The organism is Nocardiopsis algeriensis (assembly GCF_014203695.1).
GTDB lineage: Bacteria > Actinomycetota > Actinomycetes > Streptosporangiales > Streptosporangiaceae > Nocardiopsis > Nocardiopsis algeriensis.
The window spans coordinates 501,944-513,462 of record NZ_JACHJO010000002.1; the positions used below are offsets into that span (position 1 = coordinate 501,944).

8 protein-coding genes are annotated in these 11,519 nt (G+C 74.5%); 1 reads left to right on the plus strand and 7 read right to left on the minus strand.

Features of this window, described 5'->3' with window-relative positions; translation table 11 throughout:
* Window positions 1-4: 4 nt before the first annotated feature.
* Window positions 5-751: an ABC transporter permease gene (locus tag FHS13_RS04520; RefSeq protein WP_184288027.1), complete on the plus strand. Its 747-nt coding sequence runs from the start codon at window positions 5-7 to the stop codon at window positions 749-751.
* Between the two features lie 41 nt (window positions 752-792).
* Here FHS13_RS04520 and FHS13_RS04525 read toward each other — a convergent pair whose 3' ends face one another.
* The 7 genes from FHS13_RS04525 to FHS13_RS04555 form a co-directional block, all read right to left on the minus strand.
* Window positions 793-2,658, minus strand: a complete 1,866-nt coding sequence (locus FHS13_RS04525; RefSeq protein ID WP_343064895.1) for an endonuclease/exonuclease/phosphatase family protein — start codon at window positions 2,656-2,658, stop codon at window positions 793-795.
* 177 nt (window positions 2,659-2,835) lie between these two features.
* Window positions 2,836-5,427 carry a polynucleotide kinase-phosphatase gene (locus FHS13_RS04530; RefSeq protein WP_184287895.1) on the minus strand — a complete coding sequence of 864 codons (2,592 nt, stop codon included), beginning with the start codon at window positions 5,425-5,427 and terminating at the stop codon, window positions 2,836-2,838.
* Window positions 5,424-6,935: a 3' terminal RNA ribose 2'-O-methyltransferase Hen1 gene (locus FHS13_RS04535; protein WP_184287897.1), complete on the minus strand. Its 1,512-nt coding sequence runs from the start codon at window positions 6,933-6,935 to the stop codon at window positions 5,424-5,426. Before FHS13_RS04535 ends, FHS13_RS04530 begins: the two co-directional genes overlap by 4 nt.
* Window positions 6,936-6,990: 55 nt before the next feature.
* Window positions 6,991-7,422, minus strand: coding sequence for a transporter (locus FHS13_RS04540; protein WP_184287900.1), 432 nt, complete (start codon window positions 7,420-7,422; stop codon window positions 6,991-6,993).
* A gap of 43 nt (window positions 7,423-7,465) precedes the next feature.
* A complete protein-coding gene (locus FHS13_RS04545) occupies window positions 7,466-8,482 on the minus strand; it encodes a hypothetical protein (protein ID WP_184287903.1) in 1,017 nt (338 codons plus the stop codon).
* Between the two features lie 21 nt (window positions 8,483-8,503).
* Window positions 8,504-10,225 (minus strand): glycerol-3-phosphate dehydrogenase/oxidase, encoded by a 1,722-nt coding sequence (locus FHS13_RS04550; protein WP_184287905.1) that lies wholly within the window; start codon window positions 10,223-10,225, stop codon window positions 8,504-8,506.
* Between the two features lie 177 nt (window positions 10,226-10,402).
* The gene (locus tag FHS13_RS04555) at window positions 10,403-11,251 is read right to left on the minus strand and encodes a lytic transglycosylase domain-containing protein (RefSeq protein ID WP_184287908.1); all 849 of its coding nucleotides are present in this window, start codon (window positions 11,249-11,251) and stop codon (window positions 10,403-10,405) included.
* Window positions 11,252-11,519 lie beyond the last annotated feature (268 nt).

Here is an 11,519-nt window from a genome sequence, read left to right on the forward strand (position 1 = left end):
GGGCATGGTCCTGGCCGAACTCACCAAGCTGCGCCGCTCGGCCCTGTGGATCGTCGCGGCGGTGCTGCCGCTGCTCACGGTCATCACGGGGACCGTCAACTACAGCGCCAATCAGGGTGCCCTCTCCGCCGGATGGACGTCCTACTGGTCGCAGGTCACGATCTTCTACGGAATGCTGTTCATGTCGACGGCCATCGCGGTGCTGGCCTCGGCCGCCTGGCGCATGGAGCACCGCGGCCACAACTGGAACCTGCTGATGGCCGTGCCCGCCCGGGCCCGGTCGGTCGTCGGCGCCAAGATCGCCGCCCTGGCCCTGGTGGTCGCGGTCATGCAGCTCGTCCTGCTCCTGATGGTGGTCCTGACCGGGAAGCTCGTCCTCGGCCTGGACGGCTTCCTGCCCTGGAACGGCGTCGCCGCGGCGCTGCTGGGCATCGTGGCCGCGCTGCCGGTCGTCGCCCTGCAGTCGGTGCTGTCGATGCTGATCCGCTCCTTCGCCGCACCCGTCGTCCTCGGCCTGCTGGGGTGCGTGGCCGGGGTGGGCATCCTCTACGCGGGGATCGGCGGGGCGGTCCCCTACCTCGTCCCCCAGGCCCTGGTCATCAGGTCCCTCAGCCTCGGCGGCACGGCCGTCTCCGACGCGGGCGTCCTCGACCTGTCGACGGCGGCGCCCGTCGCGGTCGCGTCGGCCGCGCTCACCCTCCTCCTGTGGGCGCTCGGATCGGCGGTGCTGAGCCGCAGGGACGTGCGCTGACGGCGCGCGCCCGGCCGTCTCCCGGCCGGGCGCGCGGTGCGTCAGCCGCGCCCCGGCGGGGTGCTGCGGCGGGTGTCGAGCCACAGCACCTGCGGGTCGTGGTCGCTGACCTGGTCGTGGAACTCCGAGTTGATCCGCACGACCCGGTAGTCGGCCCGGTGCCGGACCGCATCGTTGACGAGGATGTGGTCGAGTGCCTGCGAGTTGCCGTCGAACACGTAGCCGTACCGCTCCGAGGCGGGCAGGGCGGTCATCGGGTTGTGCAGCGGCCCGTCCTCGGTGAGGATCTCCAGGGTGCGGGAGAACTGGAAGTCGTTCAGGTCGCCCATGACCACCAGGTCGGCGTCCGGGTCGACCGCGAGCAGCTCCTCGGCGAACTCCCGCACCAGTGCGGCCTGCGCGTGGCGCTGCGCCTCGCTGGAGCGCCGCGGAGGCTGCACGACGCCGTGCAGCGGCTGGTCGCCGCCCTTGGAGTTGAAGTGGTTGGTCACCACGTAGATGTCGCGGTTGAGGGCGCGGAAGTGGCCCACCAGCGGTTTGCGGCTCTCCTCCCAGGCCTCGTCGGCGGGGCTGATCCGACCGGGCGAGACCGACAGCGCGGCGCTGCCGCGCCTGCCGGGGACCACCTCGACGGCGGTGGTGGCGTCGCCTCCGGGCACGTCCACGAACTGGACCCGGGCAGGGTCGAAGAGGAAGGCGTTGCGGATGTTGCCGCCCGGGACGCCGCCGTCCTGCTTGTCCTGCGGGTTGATCTGGCGCCACTCGTACTCGGGCCCGCCCCGGGCCGCGATCGCCTCGGTGAGGCGGTCGAGGGTGACTCCGGCGTCCACGGTCCCGTCGTCGACGGTGCCGTTGTCGTCCTGGATCTCCTCCAGGCCGATGATGTCGGGCGAGCGGAGGTGCTCGACGATGCCGGCGGCCAGGGCGTCGTACTTGTCCTGGGGGTCGCGGCCCCCGAGGTTCTCCACGTTGTACGTGGCGACGGAGACCTCGTGCCGGCGGCGGTCGCGCACCGGGGTGCGCTCCAGGCCGCCGGGGACGTGCTCGCCCAGCGTGGTGGCGCGGACGAGGTAGCCGCCGTACTGGGTGTAGTACACGGGGCCCTCGGTCACGCCGGCGAGGGTGTCGCCCACGTCCGCCTCGGGGAAGGGGCGCTCGGCCCGGTCGATCAGCGACTCGATCTTGACCCGGCCGGTGTTGGGGTCGTCGTAGGAGCCGTAGACGGTGCCGCCGTTGGCACTGGGGTTGTGGTCGGGGCGGGTGGTCACCCAGAGCGCGTGGTAGCCGTCGGTGGCGCCGACGACCGGGGCGTCCTCCACGCGCACGAGCATGTGCTCGTGCGCGGCCCAGAAGTCGAGGGCGTACTCGCCGGGGGACAGTTCCAGGCCGGAGATGTCGCCGCCGTGGTCGGGCGCCTGCGCCCGGGGGATCGCGTTCTCGTCGAGCAGGACCGACGCGGGCAGCTCGTTGCCGCCGGACAGGACGGTCCAGTCGGCCCCGCCGATCTGGGTGACGGTCTGGGCGCCCTCTGCGGGCCGGTACTCGTCGACCCGGCCGCTGACCAGGACCTCGTCGCCGACGGCGACATCGGGGGTCTCGCGGCCGGTGAAGACGAACAGGCCCTCGCTGGTGCGCGGGTCGCCGTCGCCCTCGGTGTCCTGGAACCAGAAGCCGCGGGCGCTGCCGAACGCGTTCACGGCGGTGACCGTGCCGGGAACGTCCGAGACCTCCGTCCCGGCGAACGGGGACGTGCGGGTGGTGCCCTGGATGTCGTGGACACGCACGTCACCGGCGGCCGGTGCGGGGGCGTCCGCGAGGGCGGGTGCCGGGGCGAGCCCGGCGGCCAGGAGCAGGGCGGCCGCGGCGGACGTCGGCGCGGGTACGCGCCGGGGGCGGGTGGAGGACACGTTCTTCTCTCCGGGGGTACTGGGGAGTAATAACCCAGCCATCATGACCCAGGGGGGACCCCGGCGAAACCGGAAGCGCGAGGGCGGGGCCGAGCGGGGCGCAATTGGTGTGATCGGACGATCACCCTCGGAAGCAGCGCATGTCCGATCCTCCAACCGCGCCCCGCCGGAGACCTGTCACAGGCGGGGGTCCACCGGCTCCGACTCCAGGGCCAGGACCGCGAACACGGCCTCGTGGACCCGCCACAGCGGTTCGCGGCGCGCGTGCCGGGCCAGGGCCTCCAGCCCCAGCTTGTGCTCGCGCATCGCCAGGCCCGCCTTGCGGCCGGTGTTGCGCTGCTTGAGCACCTCCAGCCGTTCGGGGTCGGTGTAGTCGGGTCCGTAGACGATCCGCAGGTAGTCGGGGCCGCGCACCTTCAGACCCGGCTGGGCGAGCCCCTTCGCCCCCTCGGCTCGGGCACCCAGGACGGGTTTGACGACCATGCCCTCGCCGCCGGCCGACACCAGGTCGCGCCACCAGGCGACGGCGGAGGCGCAGGCGTCCGGGTCGGTGGCGTCCACGGCCAGGTAGCGGGTGCCGCGCACCATCCCGCCCGTCTCGGCGAGCTGCTCGGCGATCCCCATGTGCCACAGGTGGTCGGCGTCGGTGTACTCCCGTCCCTCCGTGGCCAGCACCGCGAACGGCGCGTACCTGAGCCCGGCGGCGCCGTCGGTGTCCCACGAGTAGCGCCGGTACACCCGGCTGAACTCCTCCACCTGGTCGGCGCGGCGCGCCGTCCGTGCGGCGAGGGCGTCCGTGTCCAGGCCCCGGGCGGCGGCCGCGGCCAGGGCCCGCCCGGCGGCGGGCAGGGCCGCCCGGGCGGCGGCGCCCACCGACGCGTACTGGTCGCGGATCAGCGTGCGAGCCTTGGCCGACCACGGCAGCATCTCCCCGTCCAGGGCGATCCAGTCGGTGCCCAGCCGGTCCCACAGCCCTGCCTCGGTGACCGCGGCGCGCAGCCGGCCGACGACCTCGGCCCCCAGTACCGGGTCGGAGAAGAAGGGCCGTCCGGTGCGCGTGTAGACGGTGCCGAGCTCCCCGGGCACGAAGCGCCGCCCGGCGGCCTCCTCGTCCCGGCACAGCACCGCGACCGCGCGCGAGCCCATGTGCTTCTCCTGGCACACCACCTGGCCGATCCCCGCACCGCGGTAGGCGGCCAGCGCCTCGTTCGGGTGCTCCAGGAGGCCCGGTTCGGCGCTGGTGGGCGCCGGGGCCATGGTCGGCGGCAGGTACAGCAGCCACCGGGGGTCGACGGAGAAGCGGCTCGTGACCGCCAGCGCCGCCAGACAGCTCCCGGCGTCGGCGTGGACGTGCCCGTACCGGGTCTCCACGTGCAGGCCGGCCCCGGCCGCGCCCAGCCCCACGTCCTCGATGTCCACGAGGGCCTCGGGGCGCCCGTCCTCCGGAGCGGCGGGCTCGGCCAGGGGTCGGGCTGGCTCGTACCACGTCCTGTGGGCCTTGACCTCGACGACCTCGCGTTCGGGGTAGCGCAGCGCGGACAGCTTGCCGCCGAACACGCAGCCGGTGTCCAGGCAGAGGGTGTTGTTGAGCCACTCGGCCCGCAGGGTGGGCGTGTGGCCGTACACGACCGCCGCCTTCCCCCGGTACTCGCGCGCCCAGGGAAGGCGCACCGGCAGGCCGTACTCGTCGGTCTCCCCCGTGGTGTCTCCGTAGAGCGCGAAGGAACGCACGCGGCCCGAGGCCCGGCCGTGGTAGGCCTCCTTGAGACCGGCGTGGGCGACCACCAGCTTTCCGCCGTCCAGCAGGAGGTGGCTCACCAGTCCGTCGCAGAACTCCAGCACCTCGGCCCGGAACTCGTCGCTCTCACGCTCCAGCTGCTCCAGTGTCTCGGCGAGCCCGTGCGTCGTACGCACCTGAGCGCCCTTGAGGGCGCGCACCAACTTGTTCTCGTGGTTTCCGGGCACGCAGAGGGCGTCGCCGTCGCGGACCATACCCATGGCCAGCCGCAGCACGCCGGGGCTGTCGGGACCCCGGTCGACGAGGTCTCCGACGAACACGGCGGTGCGCCCCTCGGGGTGGCGTGCGCCGACCGCCCTGCCCCGGCCGTCCCGGGTGAGGGTGTAGCCCAGCTCGCCGAGCAGCTCCTCCAGCTCGGCGCGGCAGCCGTGGACGTCGCCGATGATGTCGAACGGGCCGGTGAGCTCGGTCCGGTCGGGCCAGGCGCGTTCGCGTTCGACGACGGCGGCGTCGATCTGCTCGGGGCCCCGGAGGACGTACACCTTGCGGAAGCCCTCCTTGCGCAGGCGCTTGATCCCCTGGCGGAGGTCGCGCCGCTGGCGCCGGACGACGTGGTCGCCGAAGTCGCGGTCGGGCCGGGTGCGGTTGCGCTCCAGGGCCAGGGACTCGGGTACGTCGAGGACGACGGCGGTGGCCAGGACGTCGTTGTCCTTGGCGATGCGCACCAGTTCCTGGCGGGCCCGGCTCTGCACGTTGGTGGCGTCGACCACCGCGAGCAGGCCGCGGCGCAGCCGGATGTCGACGATGGTGTGCAGCAGCGAGAACGCGTCGGCACTGGCGCCCTGGTCGTTCTCGTCGTCGCTGACCATGCCCCGGCAGCGGTCGGAGCTGACCACCTCGGTGGGGCGGAAGTGCTTGGCGGCGAACGTGGACTTGCCCGAGCCGGACACGCCGACCAGCACGACGAGCCCCATCTCGGGCACACCGAGCACGGGCGGCGCGGCGGCCGGTGCCGCTTCTGTCGCACTCATCGGGTGAAGACTCCCATCTGGGTCGGTGCGCCGGTGCCGGGGCGCTCGTCCCCCACCGGCAGGTGGCGGACACCGTAGCCGTACCTGCGGGCCACGGAGTCCGCCCACAGGGTGAACTCGGGGCGGGTCCACTCGAAGCGGTGGTCGCTGTGGCGCAGGCTGCCGTCGGCGAGGCCCTCGTAGTGGACGTTGTACTCGGCGTTGGGGGTGGTGACCACCACCACGCGCGGCCGGGCCAGGCCGAAGACGCTCTCCGCCATCGCGGGCAGCCGCGACGGGTCGATGTGCTCGACCACCTCCATGAGGACGGCCGCGTCGTGGCCCTCGAAGCGCCGGTCGCGGTGGACGACCGAACCGACGAGCAGTTCGGGCCCGCTCGGTCCGCCCCGGCGCCCGGACGCACCGGCGAGCAGGGGGCGGTGCCGTCCGGGGCCGCCCTCGCACCCCCGGCACACGCGGCGGTGGGCGCGCTCCAGGGCAACGGTGTCGACGTCCACGCCGGTCACCCGTTCCAGCCCGGGCTCCTCGGCGAGGCGGGCCAGCAGCCGGCCCGACCCGCAGCCGAGGTCGATCACGCTGGAGACCCGCTCGGCGCGGAGCACGGCCAGGACCGCGCCGGCGCGCTGCTCGGCCAGGGAGGGTCCGCGTTCCTCGGCCTCCTCCGCCTCCTCGGCGGCGGGGTCGTCGCCGGTCCCGTCCTCCCCGAGAACCTCGGACAGGCGCGCCAGTGCGGTCCGCACGTGGCCGTCGCGGCGGTCGAGGTAGCGGCGGGTGATCCAGGCCCGTTCGGGGTGGCGGGCCAGCCATCCGGGCCGGGCACCCTCCTCGGCATCCCCTTCCGCGCCCTCCTCCCCCGTCCCGGCCGCACCGCCGGCGCGCAGGAGCTTGTCGATCTCGCTGCGGTCCGTCCAGTAGTGCTTGCCGGCGTCCATCGCCGGCAGCAGCACGTACAGGTGGCTGAGCGCCTCCGACAGCACCTGTTCCCCGGTGAGGGTGAGCGACAGGTGGTGGGAGTCGCCCCATCCGGGCAGCCCGGGGTCGAGCGGCACCGGCTCGGCGGTCACCCGCCAGCCGAGCGGCTCGAACAGGGCCCGCGCCTTCTCCGCCCCGGCCCGGCAGGGCACGGCCGGCAGGTGCAGTTCCAGCGGCAGGGGCGTGCGCGCCAGTTCGGGACGCGAGGGGCAGGACCCCCTCATGGCGGAGCGGAAGACCTTGCCCAGGGCCACCGTGAACAGCGAGGAGGAGGCGAAGGGCCGGTCGTTGACGTACCGGGCCAGGGCGAAGTCGGGTGTGCTCACGGACGTGCGCGCCCGCAGCAGGGCCTGCGTGTCGACCTCCAGCAGGAGCGCCGCGGTGCAGCGGTCCCGCGTGGCCTCGGGGTAGAAGACGTGCGCGGTCCCGAAGGACTGCTCGAACTCCTGCACCTTGTCGGGGTGCTTGTGGAGCAGGAAGCCGAGGTCCGTGGCGGAGGCCTCCGGGGTCGCGGTGGCGGTGATCGTCAGTAGCACGCGTACATTGTTCCGGCCCCGGCGGGGAAGGGCCAGGTGTTTTCGCCCCGCGGCCTCACCGCCTCCGGAGGAGGAGCGCCGCCGCCGTCAGGGAGACGGCGAGCGACAGGGCCCCCGACCCGAACAGGACGGCGTCGAAGGCGGGGGTCGCGGCGAAGGCGCCGTCGGTGCCCGTGACCACCCACAGGGCGGCACCGGACAGGACCAGGTGCAGGGGCAGGGCGGCCGCCACCGTGGCCAGGGGACGGGCCAGTCCCGCGATCCGCGCCGCGGGCCAGGCCGCTGCCGGGGCGAGGACGAAGGGGAGGCCCAGGTAGACCAGTCCCGCGCCGATGTTGGCGTCGGCCTCGGGGCCGTCCGCCGCCAGCATGAGGGCGGTGATGCCGGCGGCGGCGAGGAAGGCCAGGGCGTAGGAGGCCAGGGCGGCCAGGGAGGCGCGGGCCGCGACGGCGGCGGGGCGGGGGCGAGGGTGGGTGCCGGGGTTCATGTTCCCAGTTTCTCCGCCGCGCCCCGGACCCGCCTGAGTAGCGCTACTCAACCTCCGGAGCGGGGCGGCCGGGGTGCACCCCCAGTTCGGCCATCGCCGCGGCGACCGCGGCGCGCGGGTCGCCGAAGAAGGACCACGGCATCTCGCAGTAGACGTTTCCGGCCGCTTCCAGGTGCCAGCGCGCCGCCTCCGCCGCCCCCGTGCGGTGGAACGCCCAGGCGAACAGGTGGTGCGCCTGGACGTCGCACGGGTGCGGCCGGGCACTCGCGGCCCATCCCCGGGCGGACTCGAACAGTTCCTGGAGGGCCTCGCCGCGCAGGCGCCCCGCCGCCTGCTCGGCGATGAACCCGAGGAACACCTCGCCGCTCAGCCGCCTGCGCTCGGCCCGGAGGAACTCGGCGTGGGCCAGGGCCAGGAGGGCGGGCAGCGGGTCGCCCTCGGGCGCGCCGTCGGCGGCGGCGCCCGCGAACGCGAACATCTCCTCCTCCGAGCCGCCCCGCAGCGGGGACAGCGACCGCACCCGGGTCATGTGCGCGGCGAACAGGTGGGGCGCCCTCCGGTCGGCCTCCTGCCAGAGCCGGTCCTTCTCCTCCCGCTCCGCACCCGCGCCCATGGCGGCGGTCTGGAGCGCGACCCACGGGGCCGCGTCGTCGGGCCGCAACCCGGCCGCGGTCAGCAGCAGCTGCACCGCGTCGCCGAGCACGGCCACGGCCGCCTTGCGGTCGGCCGTGCCCCCGCCCGACCGCCGGGCCCGGGCGAGCAGCGTGTTGCCCATCCACAGCAGGAGGTCGGCCCGGTCGGCCCCGCCGTCCAGGTGCTCGGTCAGCTCCTCGAACCGGTCGATCGCGGCGCGGCCGAGCACCTCGGCCTCCAGGACCCTCCGCTCCGGGTCGTCGCGGCTGTCGGCCAGCAGGGTCAGCCCCGCCCGGGTGTCTCCGTCGAGCACCGCCTCGGCGCCGGCCCGGAGCAGGGGGTCGGTGCCCAGCGACGCCGGTGCCAGGTGCGCCTCGATCTCGTGCCCGCGGAGCGGCCTCGGGGCAGCGGGGTTCCATCGCCACATGCCCTTGACGCTACCGGCAGGTCAGGGGCGCAGGATACGCGCCTCGGGGACGATCTCGGGGGCGCCGTGCTGGATGGCGTCCGCCTCCTGGTCGGTGTCCTGCTCCTGGGCGGCGCGCTCGGCCTCGATCCCCTTGCGGTAGAACTCGACCTCGCGCTCGACCTGGTCCTCGCTCCAGCCCAGGAGCGGCGCCATCAGCTCGGCGGCCTCCTCGGCCGCGGCGATGCCCCGGTCCCAGGACTCGAACGAGATCCGGGTGCGCCGGTACAGCACGTCCTCCAGGTGGCGGGCGCCCTCGGCCTCCACCGCGTACACCACCTCGGCGCGCAGGTAGTCGTCGGCGCCGGCCAGCGACCGGCCCAGGTCGGGCCGTTCGCGCACCAGGTCGAGCAGGTCGCGCGCGTTCGTGCCGTGGCGGCGCAGCAGGTGGCTGACGCGCGAGACGTGCAGCCCCGACTCGCGGGCCAGCCGGTGCCTCTGGTTGACCAGCGCCTCGTAACCCGCGGCCCCCACCAGCGGGAGCCTGTGGGTGACCGAGGGCGGGACCGCGCCGCCCAGGCCGTGTGCGACGGCGTCCACGGCGTCCTTGGCCATCACCCGGTAGGTGGTGTACTTGCCGCCGGCGATGAGGACCAGGCCCGGCACCGGGTGGGCGACGGTGTGTTCGCGGGAGAGCTTGGAGGTCTCCTCCGACTCCCCGGACAGCAGGGGGCGCAGACCCGCGTAGACGCCCTCGACGTCGTCCCTGGTCAGCGGGGTGCGCAGGACCCGGTTGAGGCGGTCCAGGACGTAGTCGATGTCGGCTCGGCTGGCCGCCGGGTTCTCCTTGTCCAGGTTCCAGGCGGTGTCGGTGGTGCCGACGATCCAGTGGCGGCCCCACGGGATGACGAACAGCACGCTCTTCTCGGTGCGCAGGATCATCCCGGAGGAGGCCTGGATGCGGTCGCGCGGCACCACCAGGTGGATCCCCTTGGAGGCGCTCACGTGGATCTGGCCGCGTCCGCCCACCATCTCCTGGATCTCGTCGGTCCACACTCCGGCCGCGTTGACCACCTGGCGGGCCCGGATGTCGATCTCCCGGCCCTTCTCCAGGTCGGCGGCGCGGGCCCCGACGACGTGCTCGCCCTCGCGCAGGAATCCCACCGCCTGGACACGGGAGGCGACCTTGGCGCCCAGTCCGGCGGCGGTGCGCAGCACGGTGGTGACGAAGCGGGCGTCGTCGACCTGGCAGTCCCAGTACTGGACGGCCCCCGCCAGGGCGTCGCGGCGCAGCGCCGGGAAGACCTTCAGCGCGCCCGAGCGGGTCAGATGCCGGTGGGCGGGCAGGCCCCGGTTGTTGCGGGAGGTGTGGGCCAGGGCGTCGTAGAGGGTGACGCCCGCGCCGATGTAGAAGCGCTCCCAGTGGTGGGCGAACGGGAAGAGGAACGGCACCGGGCGGACCAGGTGGGGGGCGATCGTGGTCAGCAGCAGGCCGCGCTCCCGGAGTGCCTCCTGGACGAGCTCGAAGTCGAACTGCTCCAGGTAGCGGAGCCCGCCGTGGATGAGCTTGCTGGATCTGCTGGAGGTGCCCGACGCGAAGTCGCGCGCCTCGATCAGCCCGGTGGACAGCCCGCGGGAGACCGCGTCCAGCGCGATGCCCGCACCGACGATGCCCCCTCCGACGACGAGGACGTCGAGCTCCTCCTCGGCCATCGAGGCGAGTGCCTCGTCGCGCCCCGCCGGTCCCAGCCTGGTGGTCGTCATCCCGCGTTCCTCCCGTGTGGTGTTTCCCTCCTCCCGGGCTCTACCCATCGAGGGCCTCCGCCCACCTGGCCGCGCCCGCCCCCGGGGCGGCGACCGGGCCGGACACAGGAGCGGGCGCGCGGGGCGCGGGGGGAGCCGCCGGGCCCGCACCGGGCCGGCGGGCACGGCCGCCCGGCGTCAGGAGGCGTCGGCGTAGGCGTGGGCGTAGGCCAGGACGTCGGCGATGTACTGGCCGGAGTGGTTGTACTCGAAGACCGCGGCCTCCCAGTCCTCGGCCACCGTCAGGTCGCGTCCCTCGGCGCACAGGTAGCGCCCGGCGGTCAGCGCGGCGTCGTCGATGTCGTGGGGGTCGGGGTCGGTGCCGTCGGGGGAGGCGCCCCAGCGCTCCCACGTGGTGGGGATGAACTGCATGGGGCCGACCGCCCGGTCCCACTCGGTGTCCCCGTCCAGCTCGCCGCCGTCGGTGTCGCGGATGGCGCGGGTGTTGTTGGTGCCGTTCAGCGGAATGCCGATGATGTCCACCGTCGTGGTCCCGTCCGGGCCGATCTCGCCGCCCGCGTACGTGCCGTGCAGGGATTCCACGTAACCGATCCCGGCCAGCGTCGGCCACGACAGGTTGCACTCGGGCTGCTCCTGGGCCAGCACCAGCTGGGCGGTGGCGTACCCCTCCAGCGCGCGGCGGGGAACGGTGGTGGCCTCGGACACCTCGTCGAGCCACACGTCGCCGGGGCGCGGTGCGGCGGACGCACCGGGGGTCTGCTGCTCGTCGGCCTCGGGGTCGGCGGAGGCGGCGCCGTCCGGGGCCACCTCGGCCGGCGCGGGAGGTCCGGTGAGCTGGTCGTGCGGAGGGGTCGGAATCGCGGAGAGGGTCTCCGCCGCCGTGGGCGGCTCCCACCCGTCGACCGCTGCGGAGATCCTGCCGACCAGGTACACCACGCCCCCGGCCACCAGCAGGCACAGCGTCAGGGCCACGCTGACGGCGACCAGCGGTCCCTTGCTCCGCCGCGCACCGCTCTTGTCACCCATGGAGTTCCTTCTTCCCTCGGGACCGTGTCGGATCATGTGACTCCGAAACAGGGGACATAGTTGCACAAAGCCATCGCTCACACACCCCCGGGGAAGAGAGGGAGGGGTGGGGGGGCGGGGGGGGGGGGCCCCCCCCCCCCCGGGGGGGGGGGCGGGGGGGGGGCCGGCGGCCCCCCCCCCCCCCCGGGGGCGCCCGGGCGCGGGGGCCGCCGGGGGGGGGGCGGGGCCCGCGGGGGCCAGGAACAGCCCCGCCCGGGCCCCGGGCCGG

Bases quoted from the DNA above. Each gene is read 5' to 3' on its own strand.
- FHS13_RS04520 (WP_184288027.1), top strand. From the start codon at position 5: ATGGTCCTGGCCGAACTCACCAAGCTGCGCCGCTCGGCCCTGTGGATC.
- FHS13_RS04530 (WP_184287895.1), bottom strand. From the start codon at position 5,427: ATGAGTGCGACAGAAGCGGCACCGGCCGCCGCGCCGCCCGTGCTCGGT.
- FHS13_RS04540 (WP_184287900.1), bottom strand. From the start codon at position 7,422: ATGAACCCCGGCACCCACCCTCGCCCCCGCCCCGCCGCCGTCGCGGCC.
- FHS13_RS04545 (WP_184287903.1), bottom strand. From the start codon at position 8,482: ATGTGGCGATGGAACCCCGCTGCCCCGAGGCCGCTCCGCGGGCACGAG.
- FHS13_RS04550 (WP_184287905.1), bottom strand. From the start codon at position 10,225: ATGACGACCACCAGGCTGGGACCGGCGGGGCGCGACGAGGCACTCGCC.
- FHS13_RS04555 (WP_184287908.1), bottom strand. From the start codon at position 11,251: ATGGGTGACAAGAGCGGTGCGCGGCGGAGCAAGGGACCGCTGGTCGCC.